General features: G+C 47.9%; 17 protein-coding genes. 9 read left to right on the top strand and 8 right to left on the bottom strand.

Translation table 11 applies throughout. The features are described from left to right. Nucleotides 1-47: 47 nt before the first annotated feature. Complete coding sequence (locus tag QUA78_RS19680; protein ID WP_333398977.1) at nucleotides 48-7,028, top strand: FG-GAP-like repeat-containing protein; 6,981 nt, start codon at nucleotides 48-50, stop codon at nucleotides 7,026-7,028. 437 nt (nucleotides 7,029-7,465) lie between these two features. Here QUA78_RS19680 and dprA read toward each other — a convergent pair whose 3' ends face one another. The 3 genes from dprA to QUA78_RS19665 form a co-directional block, all read right to left on the bottom strand. Next, nucleotides 7,466-8,617, bottom strand: a complete 1,152-nt coding sequence (gene dprA, locus QUA78_RS19675) for a DNA-processing protein DprA (RefSeq protein WP_333301569.1) — start codon at nucleotides 8,615-8,617, stop codon at nucleotides 7,466-7,468. A gap of 272 nt (nucleotides 8,618-8,889) precedes the next feature. Continuing rightward, a complete protein-coding gene (locus QUA78_RS19670) occupies nucleotides 8,890-9,570 on the bottom strand; it encodes a YdcF family protein (RefSeq protein WP_333301568.1) in 681 nt (226 codons plus the stop codon). Nucleotides 9,571-9,621: 51 nt separating this feature from the next. Continuing rightward, nucleotides 9,622-10,269 (bottom strand): DUF2301 domain-containing membrane protein, encoded by a 648-nt coding sequence (locus tag QUA78_RS19665; protein WP_333301567.1) that lies wholly within the window; start codon nucleotides 10,267-10,269, stop codon nucleotides 9,622-9,624. Nucleotides 10,270-10,349: 80 nt separating this feature from the next. Between QUA78_RS19665 and QUA78_RS19660 the strand changes: the two genes are divergently transcribed. Next, nucleotides 10,350-11,027, top strand: a complete 678-nt coding sequence (locus tag QUA78_RS19660) for a hypothetical protein (RefSeq protein ID WP_333301566.1) — start codon at nucleotides 10,350-10,352, stop codon at nucleotides 11,025-11,027. Between the two features lie 109 nt (nucleotides 11,028-11,136). On the opposite strand, the gene QUA78_RS19655 is transcribed toward QUA78_RS19660, so the two are convergent. Both QUA78_RS19655 and QUA78_RS19650 read right to left on the bottom strand, forming a co-directional pair. Then, nucleotides 11,137-11,892 carry a DUF561 domain-containing protein gene (locus QUA78_RS19655; protein WP_333301565.1) on the bottom strand — a complete coding sequence of 252 codons (756 nt, stop codon included), beginning with the start codon at nucleotides 11,890-11,892 and terminating at the stop codon, nucleotides 11,137-11,139. A gap of 243 nt (nucleotides 11,893-12,135) precedes the next feature. Next, nucleotides 12,136-12,996 carry a creatininase family protein gene (locus tag QUA78_RS19650; RefSeq protein ID WP_333301564.1) on the bottom strand — a complete coding sequence of 287 codons (861 nt, stop codon included), beginning with the start codon at nucleotides 12,994-12,996 and terminating at the stop codon, nucleotides 12,136-12,138. Nucleotides 12,997-13,186: 190 nt separating this feature from the next. Between QUA78_RS19650 and QUA78_RS19645 the strand changes: the two genes are divergently transcribed. Continuing rightward, on the top strand, nucleotides 13,187-18,541 hold the full coding sequence (locus QUA78_RS19645; RefSeq protein ID WP_333301563.1) for a PAS domain S-box protein: 5,355 nt from the start codon (nucleotides 13,187-13,189) through the stop codon (nucleotides 18,539-18,541). Nucleotides 18,542-18,926: 385 nt separating this feature from the next. On the opposite strand, the gene QUA78_RS19640 is transcribed toward QUA78_RS19645, so the two are convergent. Further along, nucleotides 18,927-19,250, bottom strand: a complete 324-nt coding sequence (locus QUA78_RS19640) for a WGxxGxxG family protein (protein ID WP_333301562.1) — start codon at nucleotides 19,248-19,250, stop codon at nucleotides 18,927-18,929. A 322-nt stretch (nucleotides 19,251-19,572) separates the two neighbouring features. Here QUA78_RS19640 and QUA78_RS19635 point away from each other — a divergent pair, with 322 nt between their 5' ends. Both QUA78_RS19635 and QUA78_RS19630 read left to right on the top strand, forming a co-directional pair. Further along, a complete protein-coding gene (locus QUA78_RS19635; RefSeq protein WP_333301561.1) occupies nucleotides 19,573-20,217 on the top strand; it encodes a hypothetical protein in 645 nt (214 codons plus the stop codon). Nucleotides 20,218-20,237: 20 nt separating this feature from the next. Next, entirely contained in the window at nucleotides 20,238-20,984 is a 747-nt protein-coding gene (locus QUA78_RS19630) for a pentapeptide repeat-containing protein (RefSeq protein WP_333301560.1), read from the top strand. A 178-nt stretch (nucleotides 20,985-21,162) separates the two neighbouring features. Here the strand turns inward: QUA78_RS19630 and QUA78_RS19625 are convergent, their stop codons facing one another. Further along, nucleotides 21,163-21,690 (bottom strand): hypothetical protein, encoded by a 528-nt coding sequence (locus QUA78_RS19625; protein ID WP_333301559.1) that lies wholly within the window; start codon nucleotides 21,688-21,690, stop codon nucleotides 21,163-21,165. 85 nt (nucleotides 21,691-21,775) lie between these two features. Between QUA78_RS19625 and pyrE the strand changes: the two genes are divergently transcribed. The 4 genes from pyrE to QUA78_RS19605 all read left to right on the top strand — a co-directional run bounded on the left by pyrE (nucleotide 21,776) and on the right by QUA78_RS19605 (nucleotide 24,237). Beyond that, complete coding sequence (gene pyrE / locus QUA78_RS19620) at nucleotides 21,776-22,363, top strand: orotate phosphoribosyltransferase (RefSeq protein ID WP_333301558.1); 588 nt, start codon at nucleotides 21,776-21,778, stop codon at nucleotides 22,361-22,363. 487 nt (nucleotides 22,364-22,850) lie between these two features. Beyond that, nucleotides 22,851-23,336, top strand: a complete 486-nt coding sequence (locus QUA78_RS19615; RefSeq protein ID WP_333301557.1) for a hypothetical protein — start codon at nucleotides 22,851-22,853, stop codon at nucleotides 23,334-23,336. 221 nt (nucleotides 23,337-23,557) lie between these two features. Continuing rightward, nucleotides 23,558-23,674 (top strand): hypothetical protein, encoded by a 117-nt coding sequence (locus tag QUA78_RS19610; protein ID WP_333301556.1) that lies wholly within the window; start codon nucleotides 23,558-23,560, stop codon nucleotides 23,672-23,674. A 167-nt stretch (nucleotides 23,675-23,841) separates the two neighbouring features. Further along, the gene (locus QUA78_RS19605) at nucleotides 23,842-24,237 is read left to right on the top strand and encodes a DNA cytosine methyltransferase (protein ID WP_333301555.1); all 396 of its coding nucleotides are present in this window, start codon (nucleotides 23,842-23,844) and stop codon (nucleotides 24,235-24,237) included. Nucleotides 24,238-24,319: 82 nt separating this feature from the next. On the opposite strand, the gene QUA78_RS19600 is transcribed toward QUA78_RS19605, so the two are convergent. Next, complete coding sequence (locus QUA78_RS19600) at nucleotides 24,320-25,258, bottom strand: FkbM family methyltransferase (RefSeq protein WP_333398976.1); 939 nt, start codon at nucleotides 25,256-25,258, stop codon at nucleotides 24,320-24,322. Between the last annotated feature and the right edge of the window lie 7 nt (nucleotides 25,259-25,265).

Here is a 25,265-nt window from a genome sequence, read left to right as displayed (position 1 = left end):
GACATACAGCAGATTGCACATTAATTATTCTCTTAGTATCCCTGATTTTGGATCATTTTTTCCTTGGATTACTCTTAGGAAATGGCACGGGTAGCTTTGGCACTGCTACTCTGTTGCCACGGGGAGGAAATGCCCTCGCTGTCGCTAAATTTAATCCAGACAAGTATGACGACTTGGTTGTAGATAATGGCAATGGTTCTGTATCGATGTTTTTTGGGAGTAGCAGTGGTTTGGGTGCTCCCGTCGATCTATCTTTCGACTCGCGGATTTTCAGTACATACATTGCTGCGGAAGATTTTAACGGTGACGGCCGGCCAGACTTAGCTTTAGCGACTAATCGCGCTACGGGTTCCCCCCCTGGTAATAGTGTCGTCTCAATTCTATTGCAGAATCTTGATGGTACCTTTGCACCTCCTCAAAACTTTTTGGTAGGAATAGGGCCTAAATCTATTGCCGTCGATGATTTTGACGGCAACGGCACAAAAGACTTGGCTGTCGGGACCAATGGTAACGGCCTTTCAATTCTCCTGGGGAATGGTAGTGGGAGTTTTGCCCCGGCCAACAAGATTACAGTGGGGTCACAACTATTTTCTGTGGCTGTGGGGAAATTTAACAGCGACTCCTTCCCCGACTTGGCTGTACCGGACCTGCAGTCTAACAACCTCTCAATTCTGCTGGGAAATGGTAGCGGAGGCTTTACTACTACGGAAATTCCAGTGGGACCGAGTTTTTATTTCGTCACCGTTGCGGATCTCAATGGTGACTCCAAGCAAGACTTGGCTCTCGTGAACAGTAACAAGGTTTCAACTCTGTTGGGGAATGGCGACGGCACATTTACCAAGACTGCGGATTTAGATGCGGGATTGCAGCCTACTTCTGTGATTGCGAAGGATGTGAACGGGGACGGTTTGCCTGACTTGGCCACCACGGACTTCAATCTTAACAACGTTTCGGTGCTGCTGAATACACCCAATACAGTTAATTTCGGGGCTGCAACTTACAGCGGTACAGAAGGAACTACGGATACAGTAGTTAATATTCCCGTTACTCTCAGCGGCGGCACTCCTTTTGCTGATGTAACTGTACCAATTGCGATCGACCCCAGCAGCACAGCCACCGAAAATTCCGACTACGCATTTTCGCCTACCTCGATTACATTCCCCGCAGGTGCAACAGGTGCCGCACTCACCAAGAATATTGCAGTTACTATCAAACCTGACAATCTCCCTGAAAACGCCGAAACCGCAATCCTCAACTTGGGCACAATCACCGGAGGCGTTGCAGGTACAACCAAACAAACAACATTAAATATTGCAGCCAACGGTACTGTTTCTTATGCCATTGCCGCCGGTACTGCCAGCATTCCGGAAGGCAATACCGGCACAAAACCTTTGACTTTCACTGCTACTCGCAGCGGCAACACAGGCGGGGCAAGTAGCGTCAATTATACGATCGCCGGAACAGCTACAAACATCAGCGATTACAACAACATCGGTGGCACTTCTGGGGCAACTGCTGTTACTGGCACAATTAATTTTGCCGCCGATGAAACATCGAAAACCATTACTCTGGATGTATTAGGCGACTCCCAAGGTGAACCCGACGAAACCATAGCCGTCACCCTTTCAAATCCCACAGGCCCGGGCGTAACACCGACAATTACCACTGCTACGGCTACCACAACTATTACTAATGATGACAAAGCTGGCTTTACTGTTAACCCAACAGGATTAACTACAAGTGAAGTCGGTGGCACTGCTACCTTCACTGTCAAACTCAATTCTCAACCGACTGCTAACGTTAAATTTGGTTTGAGCAGTTCCAATGTTGCCGAAGGAACTGTTTCGACTGATAGCTTAACTTTCACTCCCGCTAACTACAATGAACCGCAACCAATAACCGTGAGTGGTGTTAACGATTTGGTAGCTGATGGCCCTCTAGCATACAAAATTGTCACGGCTGCTGCTGAGAGTACCGATGTTAATTACAATAACCTCGATCCTGAAGATGTCACCGTCACCAACAGTGACAATGAAACTCCGGGAATTACGGTGAATCCGACGGCGGGATTAATTACGAAGGAAGATGCCACCAAGGCTAACTTTACTGTGGTTTTGAATACTCAGCCAACTGCTGATGTGAGTATCCGTTTGAACACGGATAATGTTGCGGAGGGAACAGTTTACCCTGCCAGCATAACTTTCACTCCGGCTAACTGGGATACAGCGCAACCAGTAACAGTAACAGGGGTTGAGGATAGCATTGCTGACGGCGATATTGATTACAAAATTGTTACGGATGCTGCTGAGAGTACAGATCCGAATTACAGCAACAAAGATGTAGCGGATGTTAGCCTCAGCAATAAGGACAATGATACCGCTAGTATTTCTATTACTCCTACGGCAACAACTGCTACAGAAGGCGGCGCGACGGGCAGTTATGCGATCGAGTTAACATCGGATCCGAAGGCCTCTGTTACAATTAATTTTGTTAATGCCGGAGGTCAAATAAAGCCGATCGACTCTGTTACCTTTGACAGCAGTAACTGGAATATTCCCCAAACAAGGATTGTCACTGCTACCGACGATAGCAAAGCCGAAGGTACGCACACCAGCACGATCGCTCACACTGTTACCACTACCGACACTAAGTATAGCGGCACAACAATTCAGGATGTCAGTGTAGCGATTACCGACAACGACACAGCAGGTGTCAGCATTACACCTACGAGCACAACTGCTGCTGAAGGGGGTGCGAATGGCAGTTATGAGCTCAAATTAACGTCGCAGCCGATCGCCCCGGTAACTATCACTCTCACAACAGGTGAGCAGATTCAGGCGATCGCCCCTATCACTTTCACTACCGATAATTGGAATGTCGTTCAAATTGTTACGGTGAAAGCTGTTGATGATACGGTTGTCGAAGGCGCGCACAGCGGCAATATCACTCACAGTGTGAGTGGGGGTGATGCTAAGTATAATTTAATTGGGGTTGCAGGGGTGACAGTGGCGATCGCTGATAATGATGTAGCGCCACCGCCACCGCAACCACCAATACTGCCACCGCCGACGCCAACGCCGACAACTGGCACTCCGACGCCAACGCCGACAACTGGCACTCCGACGCCGACGCCGACACCTGGTACTCCGACGCCGACGCCGACACCTGGTACTCCGACGCCGGCACCTGGTACTCCGACGCCGACACCTGGTACTCCGACGCCGACACCTGGTACTCCGACGCCGACGCCGACACCTGGTACTCCGACGCCGACGCCGACACCTGGTACTCCGACGCCGACACCTGGTACTCCGACGCCGACGCCGACACCGCCGACACGTGTTGGTACCATCGACACACAGAAGAATTGGTGTGGTGTAGAAGCTGGATTGGATAAACTTGAGAAAATTCTTGACGACCAATTACAGGCAGTTAACCTACCCATTGTCGGCCCGCTCAAGAACATTTCCCCAGATTTTATTAGCAATATCAAGACTAAGCTAGTCGATACGATTAAAAATCAGGGAAATCAAACTCTGAGCCAGTTAGAAACTAGCCTCCGCGCTGCTCTGGGATCGAACTACAATGTTGCTCTAACTGGGAATTCTAATGCTGATGAAAGTACCTTGCTAATTACTCTGGGCAGGCAATATCAGTTTCCCGACATCAATCTCTCGAAAAACTTAGGAGTACCGGCATTAAGCTTAGATGTAGATGGAAAAGCCCAATCAAAATACAACTACAACTTGTCCCTAGGAGTTGGTGTTAGTAAAGATTTCGGCTGCTACATAGATACTGACAAAACCAAGTTAACCGCCAACATTGACTTGGGCCTAAATGACCAATTCAAGGCAAAAGGCAACTTAGGTTTTTTCCAAGTTGACCTGGCAAACGATACCAAAAACCCGACTAAAGTCGATGCCAACCTTGAAGTCAAGCTCAATGACTTAGACAATCTGGGCGGCCCGAATGATGGAGATCGCCTCACCTTGCCAGAACTGCAAGGCAGCTATCAGTTTAAAGACTTATTTAAAGCAAACTTAACGAGCAATGCTAATCTCGGTCTCACAGCAAAAACCAGCATCAACGGCAATGCTGCATTCCCCTCCTATAACTTCGACTTAGCAGTTAATTGGCCACTCCTAAATTACGCTAACGGTCAATTAACCGGGCCGCAAAAGCCCACAGTTGCATTTAACAATATGCAACTTGATTTGGGGACATTTGTCAATAATTTTGCCAAACCAATTGTCGGTAAAATTTCCGATGTCATTAAACCATTTCGACCAGTTATCAACTTTCTGAATGCCGACACCAAGTTACTATCTAAACTAGGTATAGCGAAACCCTTCGATAAAAATGGAGATGGTAAAGTCAGTGTACTAGAACTGGCAGCAAAAATCTCTAATACTGATATCGATACTAGCTTTTTAGATGCGGTTGCCAAGGTTGATAAAGTTGTTGATTTGGCAAACCAAATAGCAAACTCTCCCGACAAAATCGACTTGGGTTCCTACACTCTGGGGAATATAGATGTTGCCGATAACAGTGCGAATCTTCAAAATGCTTCCCCAGTGCCAAAAACGGCTCTACAGCAAACCGCCAGCCAACAAATCAACTCCAAAACAGGTGGCAAGGTCAAGGAATTCTTAAATGCTTTACAAGATATTGATGGCTTTGATATCCCACTCTTGACCAAACCGGAAACCGCGATTCAATTGCTGATAGGTAAACCCGATGTGTCGCTCTTCACCTATCAGATACCTAAACTGGCCGTTGACTTTAATATTGAGAAAAACTTTCCGATTTGGGGACCGATCGAGGGTTTACTTGAAGGCAAATTTAGTGCTTCAGCTCACCTAGGATTTGGGTACGATACCTACGGACTAAACGAGTGGAAAAACTCTAATTTTGCTTCGGGTTCTGCTGGCAAAGTTTTGGATGGATTTTATGTGAGCGATCGCGAAAATGCTGATGGTACAGGGCCAGATGTTGACGAACTCAGTCTTGACGCTAGTATTGCCGTGGGTGCTCAGATAGATGTTGGCATTGCCGAGGGTTCTGTCAAAGGTGGAATTGAAGGAAAAGTCGGCATCGATCTGATCGATATTGGAGAATTCCAGCCCAAACAAGGCGGTGACGGCAAAATCCGAGCATCAGAAATTGCTTCCCGCATCAGCAAACCCTCGGAACTGTTTGATGTAACAGGACAAGTAAATGCTTTCTTGGGTGCTGATGTCAAAGCTTTGCTACCAACAACATGCCAACAAACCATTGCAGGAACAAAAATTAGGACGCCGTTCGGTTATATAGTCATCACCCGTGACCGCACCATAACTATTCCTTGCTTAGATTACAAAACAGTCTACGATAATCACTTTGCCACATTTAAACTAGCTGACTTTAGTTTGGGGCCGAGTTCTAGCACTAGGGGCAGAGCAATTAACGGTTACATTGCCGGGGCGACAGTCTTCTTCGATGCCAACTTTAATGGAATCAAAGATGAAAACGAACCGTTCTCAATTACTAACGCCGATGGCAGCTTTGACTTAGATGTCTCTCTTGACAAATTCGACAAAAATAACAGCGGCGACCTCGAACCGGATGAAGGCAGAATTGCCATTATCGATGGCATAAATACCTCTACTTATTTGCCACAGCAAACGCCCCTATTTGCCACACCAGATGCTATTGTCGTCACTCCGTTAACTACCCTAATGACCGAGTTGGTGGAGCAAGGTACTGACCCTAATCAGGCGCAAATTCAGGTTAAATCTGCATTGGGACTGTCGTCGGCAATTGACTTGACTAGCTACGATCCGCTAGCAGCAATTACTCAAAACGATCCCAATGGTTTAGCGGTTTATGCAGCACACGCTCAGGTACAAAATACCATTGTCTCAATCACAGATTTAATTAGCGGTGCTGCAACTACTGATAAAAATGAAATTGCCTCTAGCGTAATTTCCACCATAGCCAATCAAATTAAAACTGGCACTCTAGACTTAAGCAATTCCACCCAATTGCAGGCGATTATTCAGTCGGCAACCAGTCAACTGCAAGTACCGCAACTATCTAATATTGCTTCGGATGCTGCCCAAATTATTGCCGAGGGAAATCAGCGAATTAGTGATCTCGCATCCAGCAATTCTTCGCCCTCAGATGCCGCGACAGAAATCGCCCGCATCCAAAAAGTCGCACAAGGACAAGTAGCCCAAGATTTAGTGCAAGTCGCAGCCGGAAATAAAACGATTCAGTCGGCGATTTCCGAAAATACTGGTGCATCTCTAACTACCAAAATCCAGTCGGCGACAGCTAACAATCCAACAGTCCGTAATACTTTAGATACTGATGACTCCAGTACACCATCTACACCCGATGAACCATTCCCAGAAAGCGGTATTGAATTCGTTAAAGATGGGGAAAATACTACCGAAAGCACCGATGGCGATGATACCCTCATGGGCAGCGCTAGCGATGATATATTGCGCGGTAGAAAAGGAAATGACTTGCTGTTTAGTCTTGATGGCAACGATTGGATCAATGGCAATCAAGGCAACGACTTGACAGATGGTGGAACTGGGGACGATACGCTTTACGGCGGCAAGGGTTTTGATACCTTGACTGGTGGTGCGGCTAGTGACTTCCTTTCTGGCAATCGAGGTGAAGATATCCTAATTGGTGAAAAAGCCGACGATACCCTCTACGGCGGTCAAGGCAATGATATTCTGCTAGGAGGTCAGGGTAACGATTTCCTCAGTGGCGATTTGGGGAATGATACCTTAGTAGGGGACGTAGGGAGCGATCGCTTCTTATTATCTACCAATTCTGGTATTGATACTGTTGCTGACTTTGAAGTCGGTAAAGACTTGTTAGTATTGGGTAACGGGCTGACTTTCTCGCAATTAGCCATTGTCCAAGATAGCGGTGCAACTTTAATCCGGTTTGCACAAACAGGGGAGATTTTAGCTTCTCTGGCCGGAGTTTCTGCTAGCAGTATTAGTGCCGTTAATTTCGGCTTAATTTGAGTAGGGACACGGCATTGCCGTGTCCTCAATTGCTCAATTGCCGTGTCCTCAATGGCAGTGTTGTCGATAGTTATATTCGATTGGGCGAGGGCGTTGAACCCTCGCCCTTGCTACGACATTTTGGGGTAGGGAAACGGCATTGACGTGTCCTTCGTAGCCGTGTTGTCGATGGTTATATCCGAGGGGGGTAAATCGGGCAATTTCATCATCCAATTCGGTTGATTTTACCCGTTACCCGAAATTAGGACACGGCAGTGCCGTTTCCCTACAATTAATAATCGGGTGATGCTTACATCCTCGCGATGAAGATTGATTATTTTGGGGTAGGGAAACGACAATGCCGTGTCCTCCGTTGCGGTTTTTCGGCTGACAGTCAACAGTCAACAGTCAACAGTCCTTCCGGTGCAACCAGAATTGATTTAACCTAACCTTTCACATCAGCACCGCTGATATCGCATTCCCGGTAACTGCGAAACTAATCCCAACAATTCCAACTGCAAAAGTATACTCGAAACTGTTCCCGCTTCCAATCCCGCTGCTTCGACAATTGTATCAAAAGAAATCGGCCCAGATTCGATCGCACTTAACACCTTAGCCAATTCCGGCTCCAACGGCGGCCCTTGCTTCTCAAGCGTCGGATTTAGTGGAAATAGCGACAACTGCTCGGCTCTATCCAATTTTGGCATAGCTCCGAGCATTTCCAACAACCTGTCTTCGCTTAAGAGTCGATCGCTACTCGGCAGAATCGGATGAGCACCTTTACTCAGCAACTCCAAACACCCAAAGGAACGCTCATCATCCAATCTTGCCGTCAAAACATACACATCCCGGCAAAAATCATTGGCTTGATAAGCAGTAATTAACGCGCCCGATTTGTGCGGAGCTTCTATCACTATTGTAGCGCGGCTTAACCCAGCAATTATGCGATTTCGGCGCGGAAAATTAGTTCTATTCGGTTGAGTACCCGCCGGATATTCGCTAATTGCCAATCCCTGCTGCAAAACGCGATCGCACAACCTCTCATTCGGCTTAGGATAAACGATATCGACCCCAGTTCCAAATATAGCCAAAGTCCTGCCTCCCGCCTCCAAACAGCTTGTATGAGCCTCTGTATCAATGCCAGCCGCCAATCCCGAAACAACAGTAAAACCGCTTTTAGCTAAAGCCGTACTAATTTTGCGAGTCCACCTTCTGCCGTATTCCGAAGGGCTGCGAGTGCCAACAATTGCCACCGTCGGCGTAATTCCTTGATTCTCTTTTACATCGACTAAACCGCGATAGTACAGCACAGGCGGCGGATTTGGAATTTCCAATAATAAGCGGGGGTAATCTGGATCTGCGGGCGTCCAAAAACAGGGATTTTTTATAAGATGTTTTTCGATAAATTCTTCGGGATTGAGTTTAGCTCGTTCTTGCAAAATTGTTTCAATTATCTGCTTGCCCAACCCTTCGACTCGCATTAAATCTACTGGTTTTGCCGTCCAAGCTTCTGCCAAACTATTGAAATTTTGTTGCAATCTTTGCAACAAAATCGGCCCGATACCGTTAATTTGCGACCATGCCAACCAGTAAGCGCGTTCTTCTACCAACGAGTTACCCTCAACTTATCTGAGAATAATTTTATCATTTTTGGTTGAATATATTAGGGAAACGGCACTGCCGTATCCTGTATTTCCACAGATAGTCGGATCGGGAAAAGGCACTGCCATGTCCTGTATTTCCACAGATGCCCGGGTAGGGACACGGCAGTGCCGTGTCCTGTATTTCCACAGATTTAAAACTGTTATATAAATATTTTTTTACGAACCGCGAAGGCGCTAAGAACGCGAAGGGAATTAAGAGGGAGGTTGACAATTACTGGCTAAGTTTTCCAATCGACAAAACGGGCGTAAATATAAGCAATAAGTTCTCCGATCACAGTCCGAAAACCTTCGCTCGATTTCCACCATTCTTGTGGATCGTAATCTTGCGTTTCAGCAGATATAATCCCGACTTTAATCTCAGGATTCAGGACTTCTTTGAAAACAATCCAACTTCTGCGGGCGTGAGTGCCAAAAGAATAAAGATTAATTGACTCAACTTTTAGGGCAGAAGCAGCCAGCCAATCCCGAAGTGCGATCGCAGAAGCAGCAGTGCGGTGTTTGACAACACTCGCTGCTGGTACAGCTACTACTTTGTTTTTATCAAATCCTAGCGCAATACAAGTCGCGGCAGTCAGTTCGGCATAATTTTTATATTCAGCCAGATAGTAGCCTTTACTTAAAGGAACTCCTGTGGTAATTAATTGGCGGTATTTGCCTTTTTTGAATTCGGCGATCGCACTTTCGATTGCATAATCGGGTAACCAGCCTTCGACAACCAATATATCTGCTTTAATGGGCGCATTTACCGCCAAAAACGGATGGATATTTGTGAGAATTAAGAGCATTGCAATTATTAATACCATCAGAGCAATTACCCAAACTTTCCTGGTAATTGCCCACATTTCTCGGCGGATTAGACTAATTTTGATTGTGAGTTTTCGCAGTATGGCAAAATTCATATAGCAGATGTTGAAGGAAGAAGCAAGTCAGCTCTTCTTCCTTCTTCTATACTATTGGTGTTTCAGATACTCAAAAACGCTTTTATCCCCGATATCTTGTGGCATCGGTTGAAAAAACTTGCGCACAGCAAAGATGATAAACAAAGCCGCCCAAACTGCTAACAAGAACTGTTCATTTTCGGCTGACAGAAAGCCGAAAATATGTCCTAAAATTAAGAGAGGAACTCCCGGAGTCAAAAACTTAGTTTCTAGGCGGTTAAAGCAGAATGCTTCCTTAAAATAAACGCCATTTAAGGCGGCAAAAGTAAAGCCAATTCCCCACAACGTGGCTGGATGTTCGTACACTGCTAAAGCTAGAGGTTGGCTGCTTTGTAACGCCACAAACAATGCTGCCGCGCCGCCGATCGCCCAAAACGCCTGTAGTGCTCGGTGCAGCGCAATCATGTAAATGTGAATAGTTGCCAAGCTGACGCCTAAAGCTATCCAGAAACAAGCAAAAACAGGTGTTACAGCTTGGATTGCAATCGGGTTGTCGCCCTGTTGCAGCACCAGAGTAGCGCCGATCGCAAAACACAGCGCCGCCACCCCCAATCCAGCGCGGTAAATCAACACTCCCGTGCGATCGCTTTGAGTAATCGTAAACTCGCCGAATTGTCCTTGATAGACTTCCGATTCATCAGGCGATTTCAGTAGTTGCATTACAGCTTCCTCCTATTAGACACGAATGTACTTCTGCCAAGATATACTTTATTGATAAACCGATATAGCGAGACCGAGCGATGCCTAAATTTAACAAGCCTAAACTTAACCAGCCTAAACTTAACCAGTCTAAAGTTAACAAATCTAAATTGGACGATCGCCCAGATCAAAGCAAATCCCTTCCTTCACAATCCGAACTTCCTCCAGTTCAGCTTGATGAAACCATTGTAGCAGGCAGAAGACCGAAACCGCTAAACGACTTCCAGCGCCTGCTGGCGGAAGTACCCGAATTTAGCTCGGGGTTCGATCCAGAAATGTTCGCCCATCTCCATGAAAGTATCCCCTTTAGTCTCAAGCAATTTGAAAGTAAAATTAGGAAAATTTTAGGCTCGAAAAATATTGATGTCAGCCTTGAAAATTCAGCCAAATATCTAGAGTACATCAAGCAAAATATTCAACTTCCGTGCCACGTTACCGGCATAGAAGAGTTTGAATGGGAAGAAGAATATACAATGGGTTCTGGCAGTAAAAAAGAATATGCAAGGCTCAAAAAAACTCAACCTTCTTCTACTGATAGATTCAAAATTAATCGGTTTGAGGATTTTAGGGTTGAGGAAGAAGGCATATTTGTGGAAGTGCAGCGCGTCGGCGAGTGCCAAAAGTTTATGTTGCCTTTATCCGAGTTAGAATCAGTTGATATGATTTCCCCGAACAATCAGTTATTAGATGACTATGCCGTGTGGATTGCCAATTATTAAGGAAGTCTTGGAAGAGGGAGATAGAGGGAGAAGAGGAGAGGGAAAAAATCTTCACGCTTGACTTATTCCCTCAACATCTATCCGTTAAATTCGTTGCCGAACTTCTTAATTAAATTGCAGCCACAAAGTGCGATCGCGAAACCAAAGCCAAAGCTTCAACCAAACTGCGAACAGCCGCAATCATCGCCACTTCGCTATTAAGTTGGCTGACAGCAGAACCGACACCAATACCAGCAGCGCCGGCTCCAATAGCGAGCGGTGCGGTGACGCTGGAGATACCAGAAGCGCAGAGTACGGGGACGGATACGGCGCGGGAAATTTCAAAGGCGGCGGCCAAAGTAGGCGCTGCTTTTTCAATTAATCCCAAGGTGCCGGCGTGAATTGGTTGGGCGCTGGTGCCACCTTCAGTTTGGATGATGTTAGCCCCAGCTTTGACTAATTCTATTGCTAACTGCACTTGTTTGTCGAGTTCCAAAATGTGGGGAACTGTCACAGAAAGGGTGATGTTCGGAAATAGCGATCGAGTTTCGCGAGTCAACTCCAAAACTTCCTCAGCTTCAAAGCGGCGGCCTACTGCGTAGAAAGCATCAAAGTTGCCAATTTCAATCAAATCAGCGCCAGCTTCTACCGCAGGCACAAATTTTTCTGGTTCCACAGCCGATACACAAATTGGCAAATTTGTCAACTGTTTTGCCATCAATACCAAATCTCGATCGGCCGCAATATCGACAAAGGAAGCACCGCCGAGATCCGCTGCTTTGACGACAGCCGCAACGTTCGCGGCATCAAAATTATTTAAACCGCTGATAATTTTCAGGGCGCGGTCTTGCTCAAATGCGCGCTGCAATTTAGAATTTACACTCATCGTTAGTTTTCCAACTCAAAAAATTTCTTAGACTTATTTTGACACGGATTAGAACAATTTTTGATTTTTAATTCTTAATAGCGATAAGGTGCAACCTAAGCACCATACATAGGTCGGTTATGCCTCCAAGACTGTATTTTTGATTTTTATAGCAACCGCCAAGACAGTTAGAACGTTCTTAATTGCTGCAACTATTGTTGTGACTGCATTTCCACATCGATCTTCTTCCCTCTTCCCTCTTCCTTATTCCCTATTCCTGACATCCGTTACATCCGTTACATCCGAAGAAAGCGAATCCGTTGCCGAACTTCCCGGCTGTCGAAATTTGTGCACATCTTTGATAACTTGTGCCCAGCCGTCAGAGAGAGATTCGAGAATACGAGATCCCTTTTCTTTCGTCGCCGCCGTCGCATCGCCCAACACACCACTTTCAGTCAACTCTCGCGTCAGCCAAGCAAAAGGCAAATTCCCTTCCATACTCAGCAAACTGTCGATCGGCAAATTTTTCGGATATTCTGTAACAGCCAGTTCCATTTTCACCTGCGACGGCAAAATTGCCAACATCAAACTCGTTTCTGCATCACCAGCGTGAATCCCAAACTCCAACTCCGTCGCACTCAATAACTCAGCAGCAACATTTGGAACCCGCCAAACGAACAGCGGAAAAACCGAAAAATCCTGATATTTTTGATGAATATCCCGCGCCGCAATTTCCATCACCTGCGGCTGTCCGCCGTGACCATTCATTAACACTAATTTCCGAAATCCTGCCCGGTAAATACTGTCTGCAATTTCACCGATTACTGCTAAAAGTGTTTGAGCACTGAGCATAATTGTACCAGGAAAATGGCAGTGTTCGTTCGACTTGCCGTAGTACAAAGGCGGCAAAGCATAAGCGGGAATATTTGCCTCTAACTTTGCCAGCGCTTTGCCTGTCACAGCCGCGCTAATTGCCGCATCTACAATTAAAGGCAAATGGGGGCCGTGCTGTTCTATCGCACCTAGGGGCTGAATTATAACTGTATTTTCCTTGTTCGGCATAGACTGAATTTCTGTCCAAGCCAGATATGGAAAAAAACGTGATTCGGGAATAAAATTGTGCATATTATTGTGGCGGCAAGAGCATAGGCAACCAAGGCAATAAACTAGCCTGAAAACTAAAAAGTAATTTCCAAGATAGATCGCATATTCTGTATGTGGGTAGATAATATAGAAATATAGCAGATGCTTTAACAGCGCGCTGATAGACGGACGCTCGCCAGCTCAGACCGAAAGACGTAGAGATGACTAATTGATGGAAGCTTGGCAAACCCCACAAACTAATTCAACCGACATTCCGATCGCCGAGGAACTGTCGCGCCGCACTCCTCGATCGCACGATCTCAAAGCAGAAAACCGGGCGCTGCAAAAGCTGGCTCGACAACTGGCAACCTCGCCGCACACACTGCTCAAAAAACTGGTGACCATCGCTCAAGATTTGTGCGGGGCAGGAAGCGTGGGAGTCTGCTTGCTAGAAGAAAATGCCAGTTCCGGACAAATATTTGGCTGGGAAGCCTTGGCGGGCGCGTGGGAAGCCGCAGAACACACAAACACACCCCGCAAATTGCGTTTGTCGGGAGCGGTTCTCGATCGCCAAACTCCCCAGCTTTACTTCGCTCCAGAAAAATACTTTACCGACTTGCAGCAGCTAGAATTGCCGATCGCCGAAGCGTTAGTTGTGCCGCTGCAAGCAGAAAATCAACCGCTGGGGGCAATATGGATTGTATCTCACGATTCCGATCGCCAGTTCGATGCCGAAGACTTGCGGATCGCGATCGCCCTAGCAGACTTTGCCGTTGCCGCCGTACAAATCGATCGCGCCGATCGAACCAAAGAAGCTTTGTTCGATCGCGAAGAACGCTGGCAGCTAGCCTTGCAGGGGAACAACGACGGCATTTGGGATCAGAACCTGCAAACCAATTGCCAGATCCTGAGCGATCGCGGTTTAGAGATTTTGGAACGTCGGCCCGAAGAAGTCAAGGACTTCAGCCAATATTTGAGCTACATTCATCCCGATGATTTGGAGATAATGCAAAGCAATTGGCAGCAGCACTTGGATCGAGAAACCTCACATTACTGCTGCGAGTACCGCGTTCGCTGTCGCGACGGGCGCTACAAATGGATTTTAGTCAGAGGGCGAGCAATTTGGGACGAGTCAGGCAATCCCCTGCGGGCTGTGGGTTCCGTGACAGATATCAGCGATCGCAAACAAACTGAAATTGCCTTAAAACAAAGCGAAGAACGTTTGAGCGTCGCCATCGAAGGCTCAGGCATGGCAACCTGGGATTTAGACGTGCGAACAAATCGAGTAATTTGGTCGGCGACCCATTTCAGCATTTTCGGCTGCGAACAGACACCGGATGGCGAAACAACCTTCGCTGTGTGGCAAAACTGCGTGCATCCAGATGACTTAAAGCAAGTCCTGCAGGCAATAGAAACTGCTCGGCAAACGAGATCGCTCTACTCCCCCGAATACCGCATCATCCGGGCAGACAACGGAGAAATCCGCTGGTTGAGCGCGTTCGGGCGCTATCTCTACGACGCGGCAGGCGAAGCAGTGCGGTTTATCGGAGTATTATTTGATGCTACCGATCGCAAAAAAGCCGAACTCGCGCTGCAACAGAGCGAGCAAACCGTGCGCCGTCAACTTCTAGAGATAGAGTCGCTCTACCAAACAACTCCCGTGGGTTTGGCCGTTTTAGACACAGATTTGCGGTTCGTCCGGATCAACCAGCGGTTTGCGCAAATGAACGGCTTGGCTGTAGAAATGCACATCGGCCGCACCCTGCGCGAAATTGTCCCCGACTGGGCAGACACAGCCGAACCTTTGTTGGGCAACCTTCTAGACACCGGAGAACCGATCCGGAATTTTGAACTCACGGGTAAAACCAGGGCTCAACCCGCTGTTGTTCGCACTTGGCTCCAGAATTGGTGGCCGCTCAGAGACAGGGGCGCAGAGATTGTCGGGATTAATGTCGTGGTACAGGAAATTACCACTCGCAAAATGGCCGAACTCGCCTTGCAAGAAAGCTACAACCGTTTCCAATTAGCTACAAGGGCGATCGACGGCATGGTGTTTGAGTGGGATTTCCCATCGAACTCAGTTTACCGTTCCGAGGGACTGTCCTCGATCGTCGGTGTCTGCCCAGAGGACGCACCCGCCACACCAGAGTGGTGGAGAGAACGCATCCATCCCGTCGATTTTGCGCGCATCCAAGCCGGGGCGGACTCAATCTTAAGTGCTGAGCGCTACGAAATCGAGTACCGAGTGCGGCACCAAGACGGGCGCTGGATCGATGTTTGGGAGCGCGGCTGTTCGATCCGCAATCAGCAAGGTGAAGTGACCAAAATAGTCGGCTTCACCAGCGACATTACCAAGCGCAAACAAACAGAAGCAGCACTGCGCGATCGCGAAACCCACCTGCAGTTGATTCTAGACAGCGCCAAAGACTACGCCATCTTCACCCTCGACATCGGCGGACACTTTACCAGTTGGAACGCAGGCGCCCAGAGATTGCTGGGCTATACCGAAGCTGAAATCGTCGGCCAGCACGGACGAATCATCTTCACCCCAGAAGACTCCGCTGCCCGAAAGCCGGAAGCAGAAATGCACAGCGCCCTGACTCAGGGAAAAGGAGAAAACGAGCGCTGGCACCTCCGCAAAGATGGCAGTCGCTTTTGGGGCAGCGGGCTGGTGATGCCCCTGCGCGACGCAGCCGGCGAGGTGCAAGGTTTCCTGAAAATCATGCAGGACAAAACCGAGCGCCGGCAAATAGAAGAAGCACTGCGGCAAAGCGAAAATCTCTACCGCACCCTCGCCGATGGCGTCCCGGAATTAATGTGGATCAACACCGCCGACGGCAGGTTAGAGTTTTGCAACCAACACTGGAAAATCTACACGGGCCTGAGGCCAGCAGAATTGCCGCTGGCTGCGCCGGTGCTGCACTTATTTCATCCTGAGGATCTGCCAACAGTTGTCGCCACGCGCAGCAAGGCGATTGAAGCAGGAGAAGCCTACGAATTCGAGTGTCGGGTGCTGCGGTTTGACAGCACCTACCGCTGGCATTTAGCGCGACTTGTACCCATCAAAGACGCGAAGGGACAGGTGGTGCAATGGGCCGGGATCGGCATTGATATTGACGATCGCAAACGAGCCGAAGAAAGCTTAGCAGAAAGCGACCGCCGCTTCCGCTTCCTAGCTGAGTCGCTGCCCCACCTGATTTGGAACGTAGACTCCGCCGGAGAAATTCGTTTTACGAATCAACAAAAATGGTTGGAATATCTGGGAATGTCTTACGAGGAAGCCGTTGACAACAATTGGGACTCCCTGGTGCCGCCGTCCGATGCAGCACAAGCTTTTGCCCGCTGGCAAGAGTGTCAAATCACTGGAGAAGTTTATCAAGTTGAGCTGCGCCTGCAGCGGGCAGCAGACCAAATGGAACGCTGGCATTTGTCCCGCGCCGTGCCAATTCGGGGCGCGGGGGGGCAGGTTGTCGAGTGGATCGGCACGAATACCGATATTCACGATCGCAAACAAGCCCAACTGAACCAGCAGTTTCTCTCCGAGCTCGAAGTCCGCTTGCGGCAGCGCTCTAACCCCGCCGAAATGTTGTCGGAAGCGATGAACAGTTTGGGAGAATATTTAAAGGTCGATCGCTGCATATGGCACGAAATCGATGTAGAAGCCGATCGGGCAATTGTCCGGCAAGACTGGCACCAGTCCGACCTGGCCAGCACCGTCGGCACCTATCAAATCTCAGACTTTAAGACCCCAGAACTGAAAGCTCTCTCTATGGCAGGTCAAACACTTGTCATCTCAGATATCGCTAATGACCAGCATACAGCACATTTTTTCGATAACTACGGTGCCGTTGCCATTCGCGCTTTGGTCGATGTTCCCTGCCTTCAGGAAGGGCACTGGGTGGCTCTTTTGCTGGTGGCATCAAAGGCGGTTCGGCACTGGCGGGCAGATGAAGTTTCGCTGATGCAAGAAGTGGTGGCTCGCCTCTGGACGGTGATCCTCCACGCGCGAGCCGTGCATGAGCTGCACGAAAGCGAGGCTCGGTTCCGCGCTCTAGCTGACAACATCGCTCAGTTGGCCTGGATGACAGATGCTGCTGGGGGGATTTTCTGGTACAACCAGCGCTGGTTTGACTATACGGGCACCACCCTAGAGGCAATGCAAGGCTTGGGCTGGCAGCAGGTGCAGCACCCGGAACACGTCGATCGCGTTCTCGCAAAATTTAGGCGCTGCATTGAAACAGGCGAACTCTGGGAAGATACTTTCCCCTTGCGCGGCAAAGACGGATCTTACGGCTGGTTTCTCTCCCGCGCCGTGCCGATTCGCGACGACGGAGGCAAGGTGCTGCGCTGGTGCGGCACAAACACCGACATTACCGATCGCAAAGTTGCAGAAGCGGAACGGGAACGCCTTCTAGCGCGGGAAAAGGCAGCGCGGGAAGAAGCAGAACGCGCTAACCGCGTCAAAGATGAATTTTTGGCTGTTTTGTCCCACGAATTGCGGACTCCCTTAAACCCGATTGTGGGCTGGACTAAGCTGCTGCGATCGAACTGTCTGACACCGGAAAAGCAGCGTTACGCCTTAGAGACGATCGAGCGCAACGCCACACTGCAAACCCAGCTTATCGAAGATTTGCTCGACGTGTCGGGGATTCTGCAAGGTAAGGTCAGCTTGAATATTGTACCTGTGGATTTAGCCGGGGCGATCGGCGCTGCTATTGAAACGGTGCGTCTGGCGGCGGAAGTCAAGTCGATTCAAATCAGCACTCAATTTGCACCGAATCTCGGCCCGGTGTTGGGCGATGCGGGGAGACTTCAGCAGGTAGTCTGGAATTTGCTGTCAAATGCCGTCAAGTTCACCCCACCCGGAGGCAAAATCGAAGTCGATCTCGATCGGGTTGACACCGACGCCCAAATTACTGTAACTGATACGGGAAAAGGTATCGAACCAGATTTTCTGCCCTATGTATTCGACTACTTCCGGCAAGCTGACAGCACGATGACGCGCAAGTTTGGCGGATTGGGTTTAGGATTGGCGATCGTCCGCCATCTCCTCGAACTCCACGGCGGCACGGTGAAATCGGACAGTGCAGGCGAAGCACAAGGCGCCACATTTACCGTCAGGATACCCCTGATGCCCGTGCAACCTGCGACAATTCCTGCGGCGGCTGCGCCGGAGCAATTCTTCAATTTGAGCGGTATCAAAGTGTTAGCGGTGGATGACGATGCCGATGCGCGAGATTTGGTGGTTTTTCTGCTTGAAAATTGTGGGGCAAGCGTTACAGCAGTTTCTAACGCCGCCGATGCCTTGGCGGTTTTAGCTCAGTCTGTGCCGGATTTGCTGTTGAGCGATATTGGAATGCCTGACACGAACGGTTATCTGTTGCTGCGGCAGGTTCGGGATCTGGCGCCAGAGCAAGGGGGACTCGTTCCGGCGATCGCCCTCACCGCTTATGCTGGAGAAATTAACTATCAGCAGGCGCTGGCTGCAGGCTTCCAGCGGCACCTTTCTAAGCCTTTTGACGTGGACAAGTTGGTGCAGGCGATTTGGGAGGTACTCGGTCGATCGGGCGGAAACAACATTATTTAAGGTCTTTTTATGTCTGAAAAGTCTTTATTTAACGAACCGCGAAGACGCAAAGAACGCGAAGGAAGAAAGGAAGAAGAAAGGAAGAAATAAATAATATCAAATCCGGTTAGATTTGAGATTTTGCACCATTCTCAATAAAGATTTTATGGGCGGCGTCGGAGCAACGGCACATAAGAAAATCCATCTATTGTGAAACAAGCCGGAAAGCCTATCCTTGACAACGGTGCAATATCTCAGATGTAACCAATTTTATAGTCGTTCGATCGCGCCTCATCTCAAACAAAAAAACCTCACAGATGGAGGTTTTTTGATGATTATTGGCGATCGTCGGACAGGTTAAAACATCCTGTCCCTGCATGATGCCCACAGCCCTAAGACTCGATTATTAGCGGTAGTCAGTACGCACGGCTGGATCGCGATCGCCCGTTGTAGTGGTATAGCGGACTGTTTCTTCGCGTTTGCGGGGAATCAAACCTAACAAACCGGACAAGCCAAGCAATCCCAACCATCCCCAGTCAAAATCGCGATCTGTCTCAGCATTGTAGACATCGGAGCGAGGAGTTGTGGTTGTGGTGGTGCTGTTAGTACCGGAAGTAGTACCGCCAGTTGTATCTGTCTGAGCAGAAGCAGGCAGATGAGCGGGTGCTATGGCTAAACCAGCAGCTATAATACTTGCACCGATTGCTTTGGATAAATCAGAACGTTTCATAATTCAAATGCTCTCTGTTGGCAAAAATCTTTAACTATCATCACTATATCGATCGGCTATTAAAGTTAAATCCACCTCTAGCAGTAAACATTGTGATGTTCCACGTATAACTACAGATTGATATCATTTTTTTAGCAGGCGCACGAAATTAAAGATTGCTCGCGGAGGCACTCCGGCACTAGAAATCGCGGGTCTGGCACCTGACTCGGTTATGAGGCACTCCCGCACTCCCGACAACAGACAAGGTGTTGTTGACAAAAAAAGGTAAACTCAGATATTGCACAGACAACTGTTGGAACTCGATCGACGGAGATCAAAACTTTTGGGTATAGAGCTACGCAGCTACGTATTTCTAGACAACTTGCAGCCTCAGCACGCAGCATACATCGGCACCATCGCCGCCGGATTCTTGCCGCTGCCGGGGGATGCGTCGCTGTGGATAGAAATCTCGCCCGGTATCGAAATTAACCGAATTACCGATGTCGCCTTAAAATCAGCCTCCGTGCGCCCGGGAGTGCAGATAGTCGAACGCTTGTACGGCCTTCTGGAAGTACACTCAAGTCAGCAGGGGGAAACGCGGGCCGCAGGCAAAGCAATTCTAGAATTCATGGGAGTCCGCAGAGAAGAAGGTATCAAACCGCGAGTGATTTCCAGTCAAATTATTCGCAACATAGACCCCCACCAAACACAATTAATCAACCGCACCCGCCGCGGACAGTTGCTGCTAGCGGGACAAACGCTTTACGTCTTAGAAGTAGAACCGGCTGCTTATGCAGCGCTGGCGGCCAATGAAGCAGAAAAAGGCGCATCTATTAACATCTTAGAGGTTCAGGCTGTAGGCAGTTTCGGACGGCTTTACCTCGGCGGCGCAGAACGAGATATTATAGCAGGTTCCCAGGCAGCAATTGCGGCGGTGGAAAGCGTGACGGGTCGAGAAAATCAAGCAATTTTTGGTCGCAAGGAATAGCCGTTAAAGGAGATGCAATTATGGCAAACACACAGCATTTAGCGCTGTTAAAAAAAGGTGCAGTTACTTGGATTGAATGGAGAAGTCTCAACCCAAATATAGAACCGGATCTCAGCGAAGCTAACCTCGCCGAAGCAAATCTCAGAGGTGCGCATCTTTGGCGCTCGAATCTTTTTAAAACAGACTTGTTTAAGGCTAAATTAATTGCGGCTAATCTCGCCGAAGCTCATCTTAGTTTAGCAAATCTTGCCGGAGCGCAACTGCTCGAAACTAATTTAATTAAAGCTAATTTAACTGGAACCAACCTCCGAGCGGCAGACATGAGGGGAGCTGATTTGAGCGGTGCTAATTTAATTGGGTCTGACATCACGGCGGCCAATCTCCAACAAACCGATTTCGCAGATGCGAATTTAATCGGTGCGGTGATGTTTCGAGTTAATGCGATGGGCGCGAACCTCAACTTTGCTAATCTCAGTCAAGCCAATCTCACTCAAGCCGAATTCATTGAAACACATTGCTATGCAGCCAATTTCTCTAAGGCTAACCTCGGGGAAGCTCACTTCACTGCCGCATATCTTTTCAAGGCAAATCTCTGTTTTGCGGAGTTGAGCGCTGCCGATTTCCGGTGGGCAAACCTCGGCAAAGCTGATTTGAGAGGGGCGAATTTGACCCGGGCAAATCTCAGAGGAGCGAACTTGGCGGGAGCTAATCTGGGCGAAGCTATTTTGAAAGGAACAATCATGCCTGACGGCAGCATTATTTCATAAATATTGGATAATATTTAGTCCTGTAAAATAACCGCGATAGTTAAAAAAAAGCCAGTTGCGCGTTTACCGACAGCATCGCCAAAACATGAAATTTTGGGGCAGGTTCAGACTTTCTCTCTCATACAAATCCGAGATTTAGTAAACCCGCCTCGGCTCAAAACTCGCAACTGTCGATCGACTAATTTTTGCCGGCCGGCGATACTTGATAAAGTCCTCTGACGGGGCCTGGATCGGTCTGTGAATCCTGCTGCTGTGTTGGAAGTGTAAACTGATCTTGGAGCCCGGCGGGAGTGGGGAAACAGCCGCTCGGTTGAGGTGCTAGCTGGCAAGCAGCAGGCAGTGCCATGACTGAGGCATCAAAGGGATTGACGGCATCTGGGACGCGGAGAATCGGATCGCTGGAAACTTGGCGCTGCATTACTCGTCGGTAGAAGCCGTTGACGCGACTCGAATCCCTCTCGATTTCTTTTTCGGGAAAGGCAACGACGCCGCTGGGGGAACCGATGCCTAAATAGTCGCCCAAGTAACCTTGCAAGCTGACGTTGTGGTAAAAGTCTCCTGAAGCTTCAAAGAATTGTCGGTTGAAGTCGTCGGCAATCGGGTGAAATCGAGCTGTTTGTGCTTGAGCTGGTTTGACGGATGCCAGTGCGGCAGAGGCGACAGCGAGAATCAACGCGCCGCTCAGGCTTTTTAACTTTTGACTCATAATATTTCAGCCTCCTTAATTAATTCCGATTCCACTATAAACTGATTATCGGCGGATTATTTGTGTTTTTTACACGGTGTGAGTTATGGATGCTGCGGATTTAAAGGTGTTGCGCGATCGACTTCTAGATTTGTTGTGCGAGTTTGCTTATCGTGAAGGCGATTTTGTGCTGTCTTCAGGGCAGAAAAGTTCTTATTACATTAACTGCAAACCGGTGACGCTGCACGCTGAAGGTGCTTTGGCAACGGGACGTTTGCTGTTGTCGATGCTGTCGTCGGATGTGCAAGCTGTGGGCGGTTTGACTTTGGGCGCTGACCCGATTGTAACTGCGGTGAGCGTGGTTTCGGCTCTCGAAGGTCGATCGATTCCGGCGCTAATTGTCCGAAAGGAGACGAAGGGACACGGGACAATGGCGTACATTGAGGGGCCGCTGTTGCCAGAGGGGACGAATGTGGCGGTTTTGGAGGATGTGGTGACGACGGGTAAGTCGGCGATGCAGGCGGTGGAACGGTTGCGGGCGGCTGGTTATAAAGTCGATCGGGTGTTGTCGCTGATTGACAGGGAGCAAGGTGGTGCGGAGTTTTATCGCTCTGTTGGATTGGACTTTGAGGCAGTTTTCACGATTAAGGATCTTAAGGAATGGCGATCGCGCATCCCTGAATCAGAAGAATAGCCCTAGCTTCTGCCTCCAAAAATATAACAAAGGCGCAACTTTAGTCGCTACTGCTAAATAGTAGTGATTAAAGTCCCTGCTACCAAGAGCTGGGGGAATAGTTACGAGCAATGGGTAAGTCCTAGTGCCATGTATCGAGAGTTAAAAAGGCAGGGACTAACAAAAAAAAATACGATCCTGGGCCGTCAAGCTGCGACGCAGTGCGGGTACAAAAATTAAGAGTAGAATACTGGAAAAAAGTGAATAATACAGAGCCATAAAGCTTGGTATTGCTAGAGGAAATCGGTGTTTTATTGGGTGGGATTAGAAACTATGCCCGCTCTAATTTTATCAAAATCAGCTCACGTACTTGGATCGCAATGGAAAATAAAGTTTTCGGTGCTAAACAAGCGCAAGCTTTCAGGTCAGAGTCTCTACCAATCGGCAGATTTTAGCAGAGGTAAATTATAACCTGAGTGAGATATTAACTAGAGAAGACTGTTTTAATATGTTACATGACCCGACGCAAGGAGAAGCAGTAATGATTTTACCTGCATCTATTCAAGGGAAATGGAAACTACTGGCAACAGCCTTTATTTTTCCTCTGACACTAATTGGTGTTGGCATTCAGCAACAACCGATTCAAGCACAACAAAATCCATCTAAGACTAATGTTGCTGCTTTGCCAGATGGTATTTACCTGTACGGAGATTCGCCACAGCCCAACCAAGTTCTTCAAAACTACATTGTGTTTCAACGCCAGAACGATCGGGTCGTCGGTGCAATCTACGCGCCGCGATCGGACTTTGCGTGCTTCACTGGTAAAATCCAGGGAAATACACTGTACGGGAAGGCAATCTCAGCCGGAAAGATTCAAACAGTTGAAATCAATACTCAGCTAACCAATCTGCATTCTATTCGCACAATTAGCTCAAACGATCGGCGCATTCTTTCAACGTGCCAAGAAACTGCGCAAGCTAACATATCCAGGTAAATCTTTTACTTAGCTCAAATGCTGCATGAGGCGGGCGGTGCGTTACACTGCGTTAACGCACCCTACGACTTGAAAATTTATCGTTACCAGGCTCTACCTGGTAATAAATATCTAGAGGCTATGCCTCGATTGAAAAATAGTACAAAAGATGAGTTTTGACCGCCGGCTTAAGGGCCCTGAAAAAAATCCGTTTTATTGACTTATTCTCAGGAATAGGCGGCATGAGATTAGCGTTTGAATCCGCCGATCGTTCCTTGAATCTGGAAACAGAATGCCTCTTAAGCAGCGAAATCAATCCCGACGCTCAGTTAGTTTACCAGTACAGGGTAGGCGACTAATTGACTATCGCGGTGGCAATTCTATTCATTCTTAGGAACTGGGTTTGGGAGGCGAGTTCAGTTTAGACGAAATTGAGTTGATGAAGAGTTTTATATTGACAAGGCGAAATAAATAATTTGGGCATGACCCAGATGGCAAGCTATTAACTAAAGAGCAAATAGATACTTTGTTTGCTCATCCCTATCTCGATAAAATTCTGGATTCCTTGGTAACAAAAAAGTACCTGCAACAGAACAACAATCAGTACAAACCTGTATCCGGTAACTTTTCCTTTGAAGTCTATAAATTTCTCGATCCGCATAAGATTTCGGTAACAATTGTTGCCAGTGATGCTAATAGATTAGGGGTTTACTCTCATCACCGAGTCCGCAGGATTACTCCCCGCGAAGCAGAACGGTTACAAGGTTTTTCAGATAGTTTGAGTTTGCATCCTAATGATGATAAAGCTTATCATCAAGTGGGTAATAGTGTAAGTATTAATGTAGTTAAAGCTGTTGCTCTAGAAGTTATCCATAATTGTTTATCCTCTGCAAAGCAAGTTCCTTTGAAAAATGCAGTTTAATAATTTTCAATCATAACCTAAAACTGTATAGAATGGGCAAAGCGATTCGCCCGCCCAACTAATTATTGCGTCACGAGCTGTATTATGCAAATGGTGAGTAATATTTTGTTAATACTCGGTTGATTGCAGGAACAATATTTGAGGGTGCATGGTTTAGTGCTTGTTGCAGCCTAGCTCCGGCAAGATCGCGAAATCCCAAAGTGCTAATTATAGCCCCATCACGGAGACAAGCTTGCCAATCACTGGTTTCTTCTGAAAAAGCTATTTCTTTTCGGACATAATAAGCCTCTCCCCAAAAAAGTTGCCCTCCCTGTGCTGAAATAGGAACGATGCGCCCGTCGAAAATTTGTACGTCTTTATGTTTGAATGCTGAGGCTTCTGGTAAACTGCTATAGTGACAAAGATTTGTTAGCCGCCACAGAACGAAGCCTCGCTTACGCAGAAAAGAGTCGATATCGCTGAAAAGAGGCTGACCCAAATAAATAGGGTTAAATTCTACTTCAATCTGTAAAGCGCGTATCGACTGTAAGCAATTTTCAGCTCCCTCTAAAACTCCCAATTCCGATCCTTGAGTATCAAGTTTAAGGAAGTCCACTTGATTGACACCCGTAGACGAAGCCCAGGTATCCAATGTCGTTAAATCAACCTCTGTTTCGCCGACCAATTTTGCACAAGCTAGATGAGGCATAGAGCTTGTCAGTGATGAGTCAGGTTTGTATAAAGAACTACAAGCTGGTTCAGCGGTGAGAAAAAGTGGCCGTTTCCCTTCGGAATTTCCCAATGCCTTAGCCACAAAATGTACATCAGAAGAGCCTTGATAGTTACTCTTCAATCGCTCACATTCGGCAGGATCTGGATCAAATCCTATTAAGGTGACATGAGAACCAAAAAGAGACCAAACATCAGCAAATCCCCATCTACAGCCAACATCTATAACAACTAAATTTCGCTCAAAATATTCTGCTAACGAAGCAACTATCGTGGAATTAACAGCGATTTTTGGCTGATTTTCATTAAACATAACTGAG

Source organism: Microcoleus sp. K4-B3, from assembly GCF_036704615.1.
Classification (GTDB): domain Bacteria; phylum Cyanobacteriota; class Cyanobacteriia; order Cyanobacteriales; family Microcoleaceae; genus Microcoleus.
This window is presented reverse-complemented; position numbering and strand designations above follow the sequence as displayed.

Bases quoted from the DNA above. Each gene is read 5' to 3' on its own strand.
- QUA78_RS19670 (WP_333301568.1), bottom strand. From the start codon at position 9,570: ATGAATTTTGCCATACTGCGAAAACTCACAATCAAAATTAGTCTAATC.
- QUA78_RS19665 (WP_333301567.1), bottom strand. From the start codon at position 10,269: ATGCAACTACTGAAATCGCCTGATGAATCGGAAGTCTATCAAGGACAA.
- QUA78_RS19660 (WP_333301566.1), top strand. From the start codon at position 10,350: ATGCCTAAATTTAACAAGCCTAAACTTAACCAGCCTAAACTTAACCAG.
- QUA78_RS19655 (WP_333301565.1), bottom strand. From the start codon at position 11,892: ATGAGTGTAAATTCTAAATTGCAGCGCGCATTTGAGCAAGACCGCGCC.
- QUA78_RS19650 (WP_333301564.1), bottom strand. From the start codon at position 12,996: ATGCACAATTTTATTCCCGAATCACGTTTTTTTCCATATCTGGCTTGG.
- QUA78_RS19645 (WP_333301563.1), top strand. From the start codon at position 13,187: ATGGAAGCTTGGCAAACCCCACAAACTAATTCAACCGACATTCCGATC.
- QUA78_RS19640 (WP_333301562.1), bottom strand. From the start codon at position 19,250: ATGAAACGTTCTGATTTATCCAAAGCAATCGGTGCAAGTATTATAGCT.
- QUA78_RS19630 (WP_333301560.1), top strand. From the start codon at position 20,238: ATGGCAAACACACAGCATTTAGCGCTGTTAAAAAAAGGTGCAGTTACT.
- QUA78_RS19625 (WP_333301559.1), bottom strand. From the start codon at position 21,690: ATGAGTCAAAAGTTAAAAAGCCTGAGCGGCGCGTTGATTCTCGCTGTC.
- pyrE (WP_333301558.1), top strand. From the start codon at position 21,776: ATGGATGCTGCGGATTTAAAGGTGTTGCGCGATCGACTTCTAGATTTG.
- QUA78_RS19615 (WP_333301557.1), top strand. From the start codon at position 22,851: ATGTTACATGACCCGACGCAAGGAGAAGCAGTAATGATTTTACCTGCA.
- QUA78_RS19610 (WP_333301556.1), top strand. From the start codon at position 23,558: ATGAGATTAGCGTTTGAATCCGCCGATCGTTCCTTGAATCTGGAAACA.
- QUA78_RS19600 (WP_333398976.1), bottom strand. From the start codon at position 25,258: ATGTTTAATGAAAATCAGCCAAAAATCGCTGTTAATTCCACGATAGTT.